This is a genomic window from Streptomyces sp. HD, assembly GCF_028369295.1.
Lineage (GTDB): Bacteria > Actinomycetota > Actinomycetes > Streptomycetales > Streptomycetaceae > Streptomyces.
Genome location: NZ_JAQMYP010000032.1, coordinates 22,346 through 37,111, shown reverse-complemented (window position 1 = coordinate 37,111; position 14,766 = coordinate 22,346). Strand labels below are relative to the sequence as shown.

The 14,766-nt window shown below is 69.3% G+C and carries 13 protein-coding genes and 3 pseudogenes; 7 read left to right on the top strand and 9 right to left on the bottom strand.

The window, feature by feature from the left end; genetic code table 11:
• Window positions 1–71: 71 nt before the first annotated feature.
• Window positions 72–287, bottom strand: a pseudogene (locus POF73_RS28340) (transposase); the annotation flags it as partial.
• A 290-nt stretch (window positions 288–577) separates the two neighbouring features.
• Window positions 578–1,339, bottom strand: a complete 762-nt coding sequence (locus tag POF73_RS28335; RefSeq protein WP_272121052.1) for an SDR family NAD(P)-dependent oxidoreductase — start codon at window positions 1,337–1,339, stop codon at window positions 578–580.
• Between the two features lie 167 nt (window positions 1,340–1,506).
• Between POF73_RS28335 and POF73_RS28330 the strand changes: the two genes are divergently transcribed.
• A complete protein-coding gene (locus POF73_RS28330; RefSeq protein ID WP_272121050.1) occupies window positions 1,507–2,142 on the top strand; it encodes a TetR/AcrR family transcriptional regulator in 636 nt (211 codons plus the stop codon).
• A 270-nt stretch (window positions 2,143–2,412) separates the two neighbouring features.
• Window positions 2,413–3,057, top strand: a complete 645-nt coding sequence (locus tag POF73_RS28325; RefSeq protein ID WP_272121048.1) for a hypothetical protein — start codon at window positions 2,413–2,415, stop codon at window positions 3,055–3,057.
• Between the two features lie 274 nt (window positions 3,058–3,331).
• Here the strand turns inward: POF73_RS28325 and POF73_RS28320 are convergent, their stop codons facing one another.
• Both POF73_RS28320 and POF73_RS28315 read right to left on the bottom strand, forming a co-directional pair.
• A complete protein-coding gene (locus POF73_RS28320) occupies window positions 3,332–4,006 on the bottom strand; it encodes an SDR family NAD(P)-dependent oxidoreductase (protein ID WP_272121046.1) in 675 nt (224 codons plus the stop codon).
• 53 nt (window positions 4,007–4,059) lie between these two features.
• Entirely contained in the window at window positions 4,060–4,842 is a 783-nt protein-coding gene (locus tag POF73_RS28315; protein WP_272121043.1) for a dioxygenase family protein, read from the bottom strand.
• An 87-nt stretch (window positions 4,843–4,929) separates the two neighbouring features.
• Here POF73_RS28315 and POF73_RS28310 point away from each other — a divergent pair, with 87 nt between their 5' ends.
• Complete coding sequence (locus tag POF73_RS28310) at window positions 4,930–5,409, top strand: MarR family winged helix-turn-helix transcriptional regulator (RefSeq protein WP_272121041.1); 480 nt, start codon at window positions 4,930–4,932, stop codon at window positions 5,407–5,409.
• Window positions 5,410–5,523: 114 nt separating this feature from the next.
• Here POF73_RS28310 and POF73_RS28305 read toward each other — a convergent pair whose 3' ends face one another.
• Together POF73_RS28305 and POF73_RS28300 are read right to left on the bottom strand one after the other, a co-directional pair.
• Window positions 5,524–5,790, bottom strand: coding sequence for a helix-turn-helix transcriptional regulator (locus tag POF73_RS28305; RefSeq protein WP_272121195.1), 267 nt, complete (start codon window positions 5,788–5,790; stop codon window positions 5,524–5,526).
• 174 nt (window positions 5,791–5,964) lie between these two features.
• Window positions 5,965–6,409: pseudogene (locus POF73_RS28300) on the bottom strand (AraC family transcriptional regulator); the annotation flags it as partial.
• A 230-nt stretch (window positions 6,410–6,639) separates the two neighbouring features.
• On the opposite strand from POF73_RS28300, the pseudogene POF73_RS28295 reads away from it, so the two are divergent.
• A pseudogene (locus POF73_RS28295) lies at window positions 6,640–7,624 on the top strand (aldo/keto reductase).
• Window positions 7,625–7,667: 43 nt separating this feature from the next.
• Window positions 7,668–8,129 (top strand): hypothetical protein, encoded by a 462-nt coding sequence (locus POF73_RS28290; protein WP_272121199.1) that lies wholly within the window; start codon window positions 7,668–7,670, stop codon window positions 8,127–8,129.
• A gap of 596 nt (window positions 8,130–8,725) precedes the next feature.
• On the opposite strand, the gene POF73_RS28285 is transcribed toward POF73_RS28290, so the two are convergent.
• From POF73_RS28285 to POF73_RS28275, 3 genes are all read right to left on the bottom strand, one after another.
• A complete protein-coding gene (locus POF73_RS28285) occupies window positions 8,726–9,994 on the bottom strand; it encodes an MFS transporter (protein WP_272121039.1) in 1,269 nt (422 codons plus the stop codon).
• Window positions 9,995–10,050: 56 nt separating this feature from the next.
• Window positions 10,051–11,172 carry an ArsR/SmtB family transcription factor gene (locus POF73_RS28280; RefSeq protein WP_272121037.1) on the bottom strand — a complete coding sequence of 374 codons (1,122 nt, stop codon included), beginning with the start codon at window positions 11,170–11,172 and terminating at the stop codon, window positions 10,051–10,053.
• A gap of 306 nt (window positions 11,173–11,478) precedes the next feature.
• On the bottom strand, window positions 11,479–13,149 hold the full coding sequence (locus POF73_RS28275; RefSeq protein ID WP_272121035.1) for a CocE/NonD family hydrolase: 1,671 nt from the start codon (window positions 13,147–13,149) through the stop codon (window positions 11,479–11,481).
• A 1,066-nt stretch (window positions 13,150–14,215) separates the two neighbouring features.
• On the opposite strand from POF73_RS28275, the gene POF73_RS28270 reads away from it, so the two are divergent.
• Both POF73_RS28270 and POF73_RS28265 read left to right on the top strand, forming a co-directional pair.
• On the top strand, window positions 14,216–14,539 hold the full coding sequence (locus POF73_RS28270; protein ID WP_272121033.1) for an AMP-binding protein: 324 nt from the start codon (window positions 14,216–14,218) through the stop codon (window positions 14,537–14,539).
• A gap of 5 nt (window positions 14,540–14,544) precedes the next feature.
• On the top strand, window positions 14,545–14,754 hold the full coding sequence (locus POF73_RS28265; RefSeq protein WP_272121032.1) for an AMP-binding enzyme: 210 nt from the start codon (window positions 14,545–14,547) through the stop codon (window positions 14,752–14,754).
• The last annotated feature ends 12 nt before the right edge of the window (window positions 14,755–14,766 follow it).

The window sequence follows — 14,766 nt, the reverse complement described above, 5'->3', positions numbered from 1 at the left end:
CTGGCGGGCCAGGTTCCGCGCGACATCCTTGCCGATCCCCAAGGCGCGCCTGTCGTCAAACGATGGCCAGCTCAAGCGGTCAGCGCACCACCGCTGTTCAGGAGGTCAGCGTCGACATCTGCCGGTGTTCGACAGCCATGTGTCTTGCGCGGGCGATGGGTGAGCTCGTAGGCGATGGCGTCCAGGTCGGCCTGGCTGAAGGCGCGGAGGTCCGCGCCCTTGGGCAGGTGCTGTCGAAGCAGCCGGTTGGTGTTCTCGTTGGTGCCGCGCTGCCACGGGCTGTGCGGGGACAGGGCCCGCTCCCTCGGTGTCACGGACGTCGTCGGTGATGCCGCCAAATGGGCCGGCGCGGGCTTCGATCTCAATGTCCACTACGCAGGCTTCGGCACCACCACGGAAGCGGCCCTTTCGCGAACTCGTGTCATGGCGTGCTGCCCTGTTCAAGGACCCGGGCCGAGCCCATCGAGGACCGTGCGGCGGCGTCCGTGCGGCGGTGCAGGCGGAGGGGGAGCGGCCGGAGGCCCGGTTGGCCGGGCGGCGGGTGACCGTCTGCCCGGCCCTGGAGGAACCGGGGCGGTCAGACGGCCGCCCAGCCGTTGTCCACCGGCAGGATCGCGCCGTTGATGTTGCTGGCCGCGTCCGATGCCAGGAAGACGATCGCGGCGGCCTGCTCCTCGGGTTCGGAGAGCTGGCCCACGTTGCTGGAGTAGGGCGCGAGCGCGGCCGGTCCGTGCGCGCCGTCCTCCACGTCCACCTGGATCCCGGTCTTGGTGCCGCCCGGCGCTATCGCGTTGGCCCGGATGCCCTGGTTGCGGTACATCACGGCCAGGCTCTTGGTCAGGCCGACGATGCCGTGCTTCGAGGCCGTGTAGGCGGCACCGGCCGAGCTGCCGCGCAGACTGGCCTCGGAGGCGGTGCTGACGATCGCGCCGCGGCCCGCCGCCAGCATGTGCGGCAGCACCGCCCGGGTGAGCAGGAACGGCGCGGTGAGGTTGACCCGTATGACCCGCTCCCACTCGGTGTCGGTCACGTCCGCAAGTGCCGACATCCGGTCCATGATCCCGGCGTTGTTCACCAGGACGTCTATCCCGCCGAACCGCTCCACCGCGGTCGCGACCACCTGGTCCACCACCGACTGCTCGCTGAGGTCGCCGGTGACGGCCACCGCCGTACCGCCGACCGCCTCGATCTCCTTGACCGCCGTGTCTGCGCTCTCGGCGTTCAGGTCGGCGACCACGACCCGGGCGCCCTCCTTCGCGAAAGCCAGGGCGGCGGCACGCCCGATCCCTGATCCCGCGCCGGTGACGATGACGCTGCGCTCGTCGAGTCCGCTGTTCATGTGGTGCTCCTATCAGGTGGTTCCGAGGGCGCTCGGCGCCCGGTGCAGTCACACCATACGACTTAATGTCTCTGAATGACATAAAGTCGGGGCAGGGGTTCTTTCTTGTCGTTCCGGCTCCTCGGGGGAGAATCGCGGTGCAGTAGCCACCGGCACCGGAGGGACAGATGACCGCAGGGGGACGCACGGGACGGCCGCCCCTGAGCAAGGAGCGCAAGGCCGAGATCAGACTGGAGATTGCCCGCGCCGCGGTGGACCTGTTCGCCGCCCAGGGGGTGGCCGCGACCACGGGCGAGCAGATCGGGCAGGCGGTCGGGGTCTCGGCGCGCACGGTGTGGCGTTACTTCCCGAGCAAGGAGGCGTGCGTGCGACCGCTGTTCGCGGCCGGCATCGAAGCGATCGCCGACGTACTGCGCCGCTGGCGCCCCGATCGGCCGCTGGAGGACGTCTTCGGCAGCGTCCTGCCGACGGACAACCGCCTCGTGCACGGCCCGGACCGCGCCACCATCTGCTCCCTGGTAAGACTGACCCGCAGTGAACCAGGTCTGCGCGCGGAATGGCTGCAGTCATATGACGCGGCCGAACCGGCGTTCGCCCGCGCCCTCGCCGAACGCTCCGGGCTGCCCGCGGACGCCCTCGTGCCCACCATCCAGGCGGCCATGGTCAACGCGGCCCTGCGCGCGGCCATCGAGTACTACGCCTGGCGTGTCGCCGACGGCGCGACGGACGCGGCCACAGCGGAAGCCGAGCTCACAGCGACCATGCGCGCGGCCCTCGCCGTCGTGGCGGACGGGCTCGCCTAGTACTCCAGCCGGAATCCTGTTTTTCTCCTGGTCAACGGCTTGGCGGTGAAGAGTGTAGCGGGAGGTGGGCATGGTTGGGACGGTCCTGGACCAGCCCTCCCACCAACGGGTGCCCACGGCGCATGTAATGACAGCGTCGGGCACTTCGGCGCCGGGCGCGGCCACGAAACGGGTGCCGGTAGGGGCGGCGAACACCCGGGTGAGGTCGAGTACGCGCAGGCCGGCCAGCGGGCGGCGCGGTGTGGGGCGCCAGGCGCTTCCGTTCCGGGGGTGGTCGATGATGTGGGCAAGCGGTTCCGCGTCGACCGCCGCACCGGCCGGGCTGGCCAGCCATTCCTGCGGCGTGCGGCTGGCTGGCGCGACGCAGCGCCCATCGACGAGGCGCCGCTCGATCTCGTCGGCCTTGCTGTTCCTCCGTACGATCGCGGCGACGTTCTCGATGTCCTGCGGCCCGCCCAGGGCAGCCGCGATCCGCTCGCGGGCCGAGGGGAGGGTTCCGTGCAGCCACAGCCAGCGGTCGTCGGCGTCCGGGTGAAGAAGCTGAAATCGCCCCTGGGCTTGTGCCGCTGTGCTCTCGGCAGCGGCGCCGACGGCGGAGTAAGGCTGATCTTGAAAGCCGAGGGGGTGTCGTGGCACGCAGTCAAGACCTGGAAAGCCGGCACCGATCCCGAGTTCAGCGCCAAAATGAACCGCATCCTCGACCTTTACGGCCACCGACCTGCCTACGGACGGGTGGTCTGTGTCGCTGGGTTCGGGCCGTTGAACCTGCAACCCCGCGCTGGTCAGGGCTGGTTGCCCCGGCACAGGCCAAGGCGGTTGCGGGCGACCTGCCACCGCGCCCACGGTGTTCGGCACCTGCTCGGTGTGCTGGATCTGGCCAACGGGAAGATCCAGCACCGGATCCGTGATCGTTAGCGGTGGCAGGCGTTCCTCGGGTTGTTGAAGCAGGGCGATTGCAAAGTTCCCTGGGAACTGGCCTGCGGAGGTTCAGCGCGCTGGTTTCATCAAAGGGGCGGCGTGAGGCCACGGCCGTGCCGGGGCCCGCGGTTTCGGCGAAGGCCTCACATGGGTCCCGTCCGGGGCGTTCCTCGGATTCCGCCGGCGGACACGCCGCAGACGGAGGGTTGCAGGCAGCCGACGCCGTGCGCTGCCGCTGGTCTTCCCACGGACACGAGCTTCGGGCGGGACTTCAGGGCCGTGGCTCGCGCAGATGCCCGATCTTCATTTCTGCGCCGCTGTCGCCCCGGTGAAACTCGTAGAGCCGCTCGGCGATGTGGTCCGGATCGGCCTCTCCGTCCCCCCGGCTGATGAACAAGTCGATTACGGCCACGCCGACGTGGACACCCTGCGGCGCGAGCGCGTGGTGAAGGCTCAGGGCGTAACTGCGCAGCCCCGCCGAGGCGATTCCCACGGCGCTGATGGCAGGCACTGGGTAGAGGGCCGAGGAGCCGACGGTGAACAGCAGGGAACCCCGTCCGCGCTTGAGCATCCCGGGCAGCACCGTGTTCACGGCGGTGACGGCGCCGAGGACCTTCTGCTCGACCTCGGACCGGACGTCATCGGGCGTGATGCGGTCGGCGGGGATCGACGGGAGCTTGGCGTGAGCCGGGTTGTACACCAGGACATCGATGCCTCCCAGGTCCGAGTCCGCATCGTGGAGGGCATCGGCCAGGGCGGAAGGCCTGGTGACGTCGGCGCGATAGCCGCGCGTGGTGATGTCGAGTGCGCGGAGTTCGGCTGTCAGCCTGTCCAGGTTCTCGGGGGTGCGGCCCAGCACGGCCACCCGGTGACCGGCTGTTCCGAATCGCCTGGCGATGGAGCGGCCCAGTCCGGGGCCCGCACCGACGATCGCGATCGTTTTCATGAAGGTGATTCCTTGTAGCGCGAAAGGCGTCGTGAGGTCGGAGCGAGGGGGCGTCAGCCGATCTGGATCGATCGCTTCGCCATGCCGACCCAGAAGCCGTCGATGACGGTGCGCTGGGCCGCGAGCTCTTCGTGGCCGGCTCCCAGGGTGACGAATAGAGGAGCGAAGTGATCGGTGCGCGGGTGTGCGTAGTGGGCGCCCGGAGCCTTGTGCTCGAAGTCGAGGAGCGCGTCCAGGTCGCCTGCGTCGAGTGCCCGGCGGCCCCAGTCGTCGAATTCCGCCATCACGGAGGAGACGTTGTTGCCGTAGTCCAGGGCGCTGAGGTTGTGGGTGAAGAAGCCGCTCCCCACGATCAGAGTGCCCTCGTCCCGCAGCGGTGCCAGCCGGCGGCCGACCTCCATCAACTGCCGCGGATCCAGCGTGGGCATCGAGATCTGCAGTACAGGGATGTCGGCGTCCGGGTACATCTCCTTGAGCGGAACGTAGGCGCCGTGGTCGAGACCCCGCTCTGGTACGTCACGGACCGGCATGTCCGGCCCCTGCAGCAGTTTTCGCACCTTGTCGGCGAGCTCCGGTGCGCCCGGTGCCGCGTAGGTCTCCCGGTAGTAGCGCTCCGGGAAGCCCCAGAAGTCGTAGGTCAGCGGCACGGTCCGGGTGGCGCCGATCGCGAGTGGGGCGTCCTCCCAGTGCGCGGAGATCATGAGGATCGACTCGGGGCGGGGCAGATCGGCGGACCAGGCGGCAAGCTGGTCGGGCCAGAGTGGGTCATCGATGAGAGTGGGCGCGCCATGGGAGACGTAGAGGGCCGGCAGCCGCCCGGGAGCTTCCGCAAACATGACATGCTCCTTCACGGTTAGTGCAAATTCGAACTAGCCTGAAGGTACTTGATTATTCGAATTTGAACAACCTGGTAGTATCCGCCCATGAGCCGACCGAAGTGGCTGAACGAGGAAGAGGCGCGGGCTTGGCAGGCCTTTGTCGCGGCCGGCGCGCTCCTGAACCGGCGCCTTGACCAACAGCTCAAGGAGGATGCGGGGATCTCGCATCTGCAGTACGAGGTCCTGGTTCGACTCAGCGACGCTCCAGAGGGCGAGCTCCGTATGACAGAGCTCGCCAGCGCCCTTTACAACTCGAAGAGCGGTCTCACCTACCAGGTCACTCAGATGGAGAAGGCGGGACTGGTGCGGCGCCGCTCGTGCACGGACGATGTCCGGGCTGTCTACGCCTGTCTGACCGACGCGGGCCGCTCCCTGTTGGTCCGCGCCGCCCCAGGCCACGTCGACCTGGTACGAAAGCTGCTGTTCGATGGGCTCACCCAAGAGCAGCTGACAGCCGTGGCCGACGGTCTCGGCCACGTCGTCAGGCGCATGATGGACAGCCCGGCAGTGCCGAGGCAGGGGTAGAGCGGCTTCTCCGGCGCCGGGAGGGCGAAGCCAGGGTGAGCGCAAGGTTCGTTGATCGTGCGTTACCGCGCACGGCCGCCAATACGCCGACCGGTTCGGTGCCCGCCTGTGGCTTCACGAAGGAGGTGCGGGGGCGGTCGAGGTAGTACCGGCGCGCAGGCGGGTGATGTCCCGAACCGGCGGCAGTCCGTAGAAGGCCCGGTATTCGCGGCTGAACTGGGTCGCGCTGGTGTATCCCACGGTGTGGGCGACCTGCGCGGCGGTGACGTCGCCGGCCAACAGCTGGCGCCTGGCCGACAGCAGCCGCAGATGTTTCTGATAGCGCAGCGGGCTCATACCGGTCGCAGCCGTGAAATGCCGGTGGAGGGTCGCCGGGCTCATACCGGCCTCGGCGGCGATCTGGTCGATGTTCACCGGCTCGGTGATGCGGTCACCGAGCCAGGCGATGACGCCGCGGATCCGAGTGCTCGGGGTATCCGCGGCCTGGCGCAGCGCCGGGCCGAGCGGGCCGGTCAGCAGCCGGTAGATGATCTCGCCTTCGACGCGCGGTGCCAGAGCCGGGATGTCGTTCGGGGCATCCAGAAGGCGCACCAGACGGATCACGGCGTCGATCAATTCAGCGGACATGCCGGCCGTGGCCCGCCAGGCGGGCTCGGCAGCCGGGGGCGGTGCGGTGGGGCCGAGTTCCAGCAGTAGCCCGGCAAGGATCTGCTTGTCCAGCGCCAGGACCGCGGAGCGGGTAGGGCACCTGTTCAAAGATCGCGGTGACCGGCAGTCGCACGGTGTTCAGCAGCATCCGGCCGCCGGGCACGCTCCAGCTGTGCGAACCCGCGACGGTGCGCTTGGCGCCGGCGGCGACGAAGCTCACCATCGGCTCGTACAGCAGACGGCTGGGCGGCAGCAACTCGTCGGTCGCGACCAGCGTCAACCGGGGCACTGCGGTGGTGGTCCACGGGCCGTCGCGGTGGTCGGTGATCGCCTGGGCGAGACGGTTCAGCATCGGTTCCCTCGACTGCTCGGTCCGCGTTCCACGTGGGGTGCGGTGGGCGTCGGCGCGGGTGATCAGGACGCCACCCAGGCCGACCCGGGGACCCTCCTCGACGGGCTGCGCGCGATGGGCTTCGCACCGGCCGCGATGGTGAGACGATCAGGCAATCATATGCGAACGTTGCCCAATGACCTGCGGATACGTGGCGCCCTAGCGTCACGGGCATGAACGCACAGCACGCCATGCCGGTCCGCTCGCTCGGCTCGCAGGGCTTGACCTCTTCAGCACTGGGCCTGGGCACGATGGGCATGACCATGGGATACGGCTCGGCCGACCCGATGGCGGGATCGCCGCCATCCGCCGCGCGTACGAGCTCGGCGTCACCCACTTCGACACCGCCGAACTGTACGGGCTGGGCAGCGGCACGAGCGAGCAACTGCTGGGGCGGGCGGTCAAGGACTTCCGCGACGAGGTGGTCCTGGCCACCAAGTTCGGCTACGACCTGACCGACATGAGCCGCTTCGGCCGCGCCTTCGACAGCCGACCTGAGCGCATCCGTGCGGTCGCAGAGGCAAGCCTGCGGCACCTGGGCACCGACCACATCGATGTCCTCTACCAACACCGCGTCGACCCCAACGTGCCGATCGAGGACGTCGCCGGCACCGTCGGAGAGCTCGTGGCCGAAGGCAAGGTGCGCTTCTTCGGCCTGTCCGAAGCCGACCCGGACACCATCCGCCGCGCCCACGCTGTTCACCCGGTTTCGGTCTTGCAGACTGAGTACTCCCTGTTCGAACGCTCCGTCGAGGCCGAGGTGCTGCCGACAGTCCGCGAGCTGGGCATCGGCTTCGTCGCCTGCTCCCCACTCGGCCGCGGCTTCCTGACCGGGACAGCCACACCTGCCGCCGACTGCCCGCCGAACGACCTGCGCGCCCACGACCCGCGCTGGCAGCCCGGCAACTACGAAACCAACCAGGCACTGGTCCGTGACCTGGGCGCGATCGCCGAGTGGAAGGGCTGCACAGTGGCGCAGGTGGCCCTCGGCTGGCTGCTGGCCCAAGGCCAGGACATCGTGCCGATCCCCGGCACCCGCAGCGCACAGCGCGTGGCCGAGAACGTCGCCGCCGCGCACCTCACCTTCACCCCGAAGGGCTGGATCTGATCGGCTCGCTCCTGCCGAACGGCGCGGTCGGCGACCGCTACCCCGCGCCGATGATGCCCGCCTGGTAATCCCGAGGGCGGAGCTGTGTTCTGAACCCGCCGGCCTCCAGGATTGATCTGGCGATGTAGTTGGCCGGTTGCGGAACCCGAGGGCGGATCCGCAGAGGTATTCAAGGCGTCCGTTACTGACCTTGGCGTTATAGCGTCTGGTCCTTGTCGGGCCGGGCGTGTCTGGGCTGGTAGCCCGGAAGCCGTCGCCGCCCTCCTCCTGCACCTCCTCACCGAAGCGAAGCCGGCGCCGGAAGACCTCGCCGTCGTCCACCACACCCTCGACGCATGGCACCGCGAACTCGGCGCGGCCGCGGAAGCCGCAGGCATCCCCGACCCCTGGGCAGCAGCCGACCTGATCTACCTCGTCTCCCGCGGCGCCATGCTCAGCACCCTCGAACACCCCGGGACCTGGACCACCGAACGCCTCACCACGGCAGCCGGCAACCTCAACCGGCTACTTCGCCCAGGTTCGGCTGCCCCTGCCCAGCCGACCCGGCAGAAGCACTCCGGGGCCGACGTCTGAGGCAGGCCGCGGGACAGTGCCGAGAGAAGATGGGCAACCCAGCGGCCTGCCGTCAGCTCCCGGATACGCCGCCGGGCGACATCCATCTGTGCGGAATGATCGTCGTGTTGCTGGGGCATCTTCACCCACCATGGTCGGGCGATTCCCGACGCCGGAGCAGGTGCGCTCTCGTGTTGGCGCATCACCCGAAACAGCGATCGTGCAACCCCTGTTGCGGTTGCTGGCGTCAGAGAGCCTGGCGCTGAGCTGTAGCAACCCCACTAGATCTGCCTCGTGCCACAGCATCTACCAGAGAGAACTCCTGCCCGTCCGGCAGCGTCAGCGCTATGTCGGCCGGAGTGCATCCAGCCGCTCGCCGGTCGTCGCCGTGCGGGCTGTCCACCTACCAAGTCCCTGGTTCCAGCCCCCGCGCCGAGAAGCGCAGCGCTGCCTGCTGCGCGGTCCCGGCCTGCTGCCGGTAGGGGTGCGCCACCACACATGGACCGACAGCTCCAGCAGGCGGCGGCGCAGGGCCGACTGGTATCCGCTTATGCGCCGTGGACAGTGCCTCGCACCACTGGCGGCCGGTCCTCAGCGTCCTGAGCTGATCCGCGCAGTCACTCCGGCTTGGCCGCGCTGACCGCTGTCTCGTCGGGCCCCGCAACGCCTGCCGTGCCGTCGGCCGTGACGAAGGGCTCCTGACCGGGCTGCCGTACGCCGACGCATGCGAGGGTGAGCGCGGCGGTCACGGCCAGGACGACAACGGCGGCTCCCGAGAGCAGGAAGGCGTTCTCGGCTCCGGCGAGGGTGATAGCGGTCGAGGCCACGAAGGGGGAGATCGCCAGGGCTCCTGCGACCCCGGCCTCCCACAGGCCGAGCGCCTTCGCCAGATGATGGCTCGGTATGCGCTGCTGCACCAGTGCGATCAAGGGAATGTCCGTGAGGGCCGAGGCCAGCCCCGTGGCGGTCAGGAGAACGGCCGCCACGGCATGGGAGGTGACCGTTCCCAGCGGAGCCCGGAAGATCCCGAGCAGGGCCCACGCCAGCACGGCGGCCAGTGCGAGTCTGCGGATGCGCAGGCCGGCCAGGAGCAGGGCGCCCACCACTTCGGCGACCCCGGCGACGCCGAGCAGCAGGCCGTACTGGCCGCCCTGTCCCACGACCGCGACAAGCCCGACGGTCAGGAAACCGTTGGTCAGGGTGAGGGCGAGCACGAAGGTCACGATGACGACGAGTACATCGGGAGCGGCCCGCACGGCCCTCAGCCCGGCGCTGAGATCGGACCACAGCCCGGTCTGCCCGCTGGTCGCGGCGGGGCGGGTCACGCGGATGGCTGCCACGGCGGCCGCCGAGCCGAGGAAGGTCAGCCCGTTGACCACCAGCGCCGGCTGCAGCGAGCCGAGGGCCAGCAGCGGCGCGAGCATCAGCGGGCCGACGAAGAAGGCGGCCCGGAAGGCGACTTGCAGCAGTCCGTTGGCCTGCTGGAGGCGGTCGTCCGGCACGATCTGCGGGACGATGGCGTTGCGGGCCGGGGCGAACGGGGCGCCGATCAGCGCCAGCAGTGCCGTGGTCGCCACGAGCAGGGGCAGGTTCAGCAGGTCGAGGGAGAGCAGGACCGAAGCCACGGCCACCACGGCGACCCGCGCCAGGTCGGTGGCGATCATCAGCTTCCGGCGGTCGCGGCGGTCGGCGTACGAGGCGACGACGAAGGTGGCCACGAACGCGGGCGCGAACGCGGAGACGCTCACCACGGCGACGGCCGTGGGGTCCTTCGTCAGAGACCACGCCAGCCACGCGGTCGCGGCGGTGTACAGGCCGTCGCCGAAGCGTGAGATGCCCTGGCCGGCGAAGAGAAGCAGGAAGTTGCGGTCCTTCAGCAGTGACATGCGGCCACTGTCGGGTCCCGTCGGGGGCATGATCCACTTATTAGGCAGATGGCTAATCAGTCGGACCCGGTCGTCTCGCCATCGCCGTGCAGGAAGCTTTCCAGGCTGGGGGTCAGGCCCGTCACCTGTTCGGGCACCAGCCGGTACAGGACGTAGTAGCCCTCGCGGCGGCGCTCCAGCAGGCCCGCGTCCGCCAGCACCCGCAGGTGCTTGGACAGGGAGGCCTCGCTGACGCCGACGAGCGGGGCCAACTCCTGTGTGCTGCGCGGGCGTTCGGCCAGCAGCCTGAGGGCGCGCAGCCGGGTGTCGTCGGCGAGCGCCCGCAACGTGCCGACGAGCTGGGTGGGGGGAATTCTCGGGCGGGCTTCCCGGACGATCGAGGAGAGGGGGAAGACGAGCCCGAGGGGCCAGGGACCGTCGCAGTTGACGCGTACGTGCGGCCACACATAGGCGCTGGGGGCGAGGACGAGGGTGTTGTCCGGGCCGATGGTGACCTCGTGGCCGTGCGGTCGCTCCAGCCAGAAGCGTTCAGCGCGCGGATCGCTGCGCACTTCGGGCCACAGCCCGCGCAGCATCCCGTAGAGGCCACGTTCCTCGATCTGGCGTCCGGCCTCACTGACGCCGGCGGCGAGTTCGGGTTCCAGCCGTGCCCATTCTTCCTCGAAGGCCTCCCGCCAGTAGCGCTCCAGCATGCTCAGGAACCGTTCGAGCAGCGCGCGGGGGTCGTCGAGGAGCATCGTGGCCATGGCTTCGTCGCTTTCCCGTGCGAGGCGCTCGCGCAGCAGGCGGCGTACTTCCGGTTTGTGCAGCACCTGCAGATCTCTGCCCTCGCCGCCGCCCGGCCAGGGCGTGAGCAGGGGGACGGCGAACTCCAGGCGGACCAGTTCCGGATCCGCCCTGCGCAGGCCGGCCAGTTCGTCTTCGAAGTCCGCCAGTCGGCCGGTCGGCTGCGGAAAGAGGAACTCGGGGAAGTACGAGCGCACCGCGTAGGAGAAGGCTTCGATCTCCCGCTTCAGCGCCGGGGACAGCTTGCGCATCGCCCGCACCCAGCCGTGCTGGACGGGGTGGTGCTTGGGCTCCACCAGCACATGGAGACTCAGTACGGCTTCCATCGTCGGCGAGTAGGCGAACCCCACCCGCTCCGCACCGCCGGCAGGGACCCGGAACACGATCGTCATAGCCCGTCATCCTTGCCGCACCGCGTCCACAACGGGAGACACGCGCCGGGGCGGCTTCTGCACCGCTTACCTGCGCGCGGCGGGCGGCCCTGCGGCAAGCGGGAATCGCCGCAGGGCCGTCCGGCAGCTCGAGTACTTCCGTATCCGGTCGATCACCAGTCGGTGATCACGCGACCGCCCGCACGGACCGTAGAACGAGCCAGCACGGCCGATCATGTGACTGTCGCCTGATCTGCTCGTTCTCCGAGTATTCGGCGGCCAGAACGCGGTGATCTGTGCATCCCCCCTTCCTTCACGGGGAGAGCGTCAAGGCCGGACGACGGGGAGAACGATGCGTGAGGGCCGTGCCGCGTCGTGCGCGATCTCCTGGCGTGCCGGGTGGAAGTCCGTTCCGCTGTCAGGGGACGCGCCGGTGCTGAGGTTGCGGTCCCAGCGTGGGAAGTTGCTGGAGGTGACGTGGACGCGCAGACGGTGACCGGCACGGAAGACATAGCTGGTCGACCACAGGTCGACGACGTGTTCGGCGAATTCACCGGGTGTGGTCTTCACCCGTGTGATTCCGTCGACGACGTTGAGGGACACGCCCTGGGAGTCGACGTCGCAGAGCCGGACCACCCAGTCCGTTGAAGGGGCATCGGTCGCGGCGTGGACGAAGGCGCGGACCCGGCCTGTGACTTCAAGGTCCTCGGCGAGGGGCTCGCTGGTGTACACCAGGACATCCGGCCGGGCCTCCACGGGGGCCTGGTCGAGCGGACCCGATCGGTACTCGCTGGACATCAGGGTCGCGCCGCCGACCGTCGGCACCGGATCAGCCGGATCATGGACGTACGTCTCGATGCCCCCGTCGGGTCCCGGAGCGTCGAACGCGAGCCCGCCGTCCGGGTGCAGGAACACGTCCGTGTCCACGGCACGGGCGAGCGGCCACTCCTGCTCCTCGCGCCACTCGTTCTTCCCCATCACGAACAGCAGAACCGGCGGGAGCTCAGGTCCCGACGGCGCGGCGCCGGGGGTGAGCCACTTCCGGAACCACGTGGTCTGGACGTCGGTCAGTGTGCCGCGAAAACCGAGGAGATCGGCGCTCGCCGCCATCCCGAAGTTGACATCACCGATCTGCCCTGTGCGGTTCATGTGCGTCCAGGGTCCCATGATCAAGGTCGCTGGCCGTCCCGCCGCGCGGCTCTCGGTGTAGTTGTCCAGCGTGCCCTGGCAGAAGATGTCGTACCAGCCGCCGATGTTCAGACTGGGCAGGTCGACTTCCGCCTGGCGCCCCGCGACCCGGCAGGCCGCACTCCACTCCGGATCGTTCAGCGCGCGTTCGAAGCCGAGGTCCGGGATGCCGTGACGCTGGAAGGCGGGGTGGCGACCGGACGGGAGTTCCCAGTACCCGGAGGGGGCCGTCCGGTCCGTGTCGTGGATCAGGGCCCCGAGCGCCGGCCCCAGGGTGGCCGGGTCGTCGGCGTGCCGTTTCATCACGGTGTCCATGCCCTGCATCAGCGACCACGGCAGGGTGATGCCCAGCTCGATGGCCCCGCCACGGGCGAAGAGCCCGTCGTTCGGTTCGGAAAATGTGATCTGGGGGGCGATGGCGTGCAGCTCTGGGGGCTTGGACAGCGCCGCCATCCACTGGGTGTTGCCGAAATAGCTGCCGCCGATCATGCCGACCCGGCCGTTGGTGTCCGGCAGGGCGGCCGCCCAGCGGACCGTGTCATAGCCGTCATCGGCCTCGTATGTCCACGGCTCCCACTCGCCGTCCGAGGCGAAACGGCCCCGGGTGTCCTGGATGACGACGATGAACCCACCGCGTGCCAGGCGGAGCGGGTCCATCATGGCGCTCACCAATGCGAAGTTCTTTCCGTAGGGCAGCCGGGCGAGCAGCACCGGATACGGACCGCCCGAGGCGGGCCGGTAGATGTTGGCCCTCAGAACGGTGCCGTCTCGCATGGTGGCGGGGACGTCGTACTCGACCGTCACGTCCATGTGCCGGCCTCCTTCATGTTGCGCTGTGCGAGTGGGAATCCTCCGCACTCTTTCAAGCGGGAACCGGCCCCGGCACACCCATTCGGGTGTGGCGGGCCGCGCGGATCCGCGGTCTCCTCGGCTCGGACGACGAGGAGGTGCGTGGTGGACGACACGGTCTCACCCGGAGGCATCCTGCGCCGTGGGGCAGCACGACACGGCGACAAGGTCGCCCTGGTGACGGCGGCCCGCATGATGACTTTCCTTGAGCTCGAGGCGGCAAGCGACCGCATCGCGGCGGCGCTGGCCGCACGCGGTGTGCGGGACACAGCGCTTACAAGGCGGGAGCCGTGGTCAATCCGGTCAACATCATGCTCACCCCGTGGAGTTGGCGTCCGTGCTCGGTGACTGCAATGCCGCCGCGGTGTTCACCAGCTCCGAGCAGGGGACTGACGTCCTGGCACTGACTCGCAGCCTGCCGAGCCTGGGCATGGTTGTAGCGTTTGACGATCCGCTCCGGGGAGCCGTTTTTCGCTGAGTTGCTCGCCTCCGACGCGTCGTTCCCCGCCTTCGCCCCGGACCCGGCCGCGGCCTCCGCGATCGGCTACACATCCGGCACCACCGGGCACCCCAAGGGGCGGAGCAGAGCCATCGGGCAGTCTTGCTGAACTGCGCGCTGACCGAGACCATGCACAGCCGTACCTCCGCGGACGTGGTGGTGACGGCGCTGCCCGCTCCGCAACGTGGTGATCAACGGCACCTTCCCGGCCAGCGGCCACCGTGGTGCTGATGGAGCGGTTCAGCCTGGGCGAGGCGGTGCGGCTGATCGGCCGGCACTCCGCGACGATGTTCGAGGGATGCCCGCGATGTACGCGACGACGCTCGCCGACGCCGCGCTGGAGAGAGCCGATCTGTCGTCGCTGACCCGCTGCACCGTCGGCGGGCAGGCCATAGCGCTGTCCACAATCGGGCGACGGCAGGCCCGCTCGGGTACCCCCCTGATCGAGCTGTGGGGGGATGACCGAGATCGCAGGCCTGGGCACCACCCATACCCTGCATGCCCCTTCCGTCCCCTGGACCGATTGGCGTGTCCCTGCCCGGTGTGGAGGTGCGCGTCGCGGATCTGGACGACGTCACACACGACGCTCCCCTCGGTGAACCTGGTGAGCTCATGGTGCGCAGCCCGATCGTCATGCTCGGCTGTCACAGCGATCCGCAGGCCACCGCCGAGACCATCGAGCCGGACGGCTGGCTGCACACCGGCGACATCGCCTCCACGACCGACACCGGGCACTTCTTCATCGTCGACCGCCGCAAGGACATGATCATCACGGGGGTTACAACGTCTACCCGGCCGAGATCGTCGAGCGGGTCGTCGCCACGCATCCCGCGGTCGCCATGGTTGCGGTAGGGTCCGTGCCGGACCCGGTCAAGGGTGAGCTGGCGTGCGCGTACGTCGTACTCGCCCCGGGAGTGCACGCCACCGAGGACGAGGTGCTCGCCTTCGCATGGGAGTCACTCGCCGCGTACAAACGGCCGCGCCTGGTCCGCTTCGTCGACGACCTGCCCAGAACGTCCACAGGCAAGATCATGCGACGTGAGCTGATCGAACAGTTCCAGCCGTGACAGGGACGAGAC

What these genes read in the sequence shown, in the direction of transcription:
- POF73_RS28315 (WP_272121043.1), bottom strand. Translation starts at nt 4,842, where the DNA reads ATGTTTGCGGAAGCTCCCGGGCGGCTGCCGGCCCTCTACGTCTCCCAT.
- POF73_RS28305 (WP_272121195.1), bottom strand. Translation starts at nt 5,790, where the DNA reads ATGAGCCCGGCGACCCTCCACCGGCATTTCACGGCTGCGACCGGTATG.
- POF73_RS28275 (WP_272121035.1), bottom strand. Translation starts at nt 13,149, where the DNA reads ATGGACGTGACGGTCGAGTACGACGTCCCCGCCACCATGCGAGACGGC.
- POF73_RS28280 (WP_272121037.1), bottom strand. Translation starts at nt 11,172, where the DNA reads ATGACGATCGTGTTCCGGGTCCCTGCCGGCGGTGCGGAGCGGGTGGGG.
- POF73_RS28310 (WP_272121041.1), top strand. Translation starts at nt 4,930, where the DNA reads ATGAGCCGACCGAAGTGGCTGAACGAGGAAGAGGCGCGGGCTTGGCAG.
- POF73_RS28330 (WP_272121050.1), top strand. Translation starts at nt 1,507, where the DNA reads ATGACCGCAGGGGGACGCACGGGACGGCCGCCCCTGAGCAAGGAGCGC.
- POF73_RS28285 (WP_272121039.1), bottom strand. Translation starts at nt 9,994, where the DNA reads ATGTCACTGCTGAAGGACCGCAACTTCCTGCTTCTCTTCGCCGGCCAG.
- POF73_RS28335 (WP_272121052.1), bottom strand. Translation starts at nt 1,339, where the DNA reads ATGAACAGCGGACTCGACGAGCGCAGCGTCATCGTCACCGGCGCGGGA.
- POF73_RS28320 (WP_272121046.1), bottom strand. Translation starts at nt 4,006, where the DNA reads ATGAAAACGATCGCGATCGTCGGTGCGGGCCCCGGACTGGGCCGCTCC.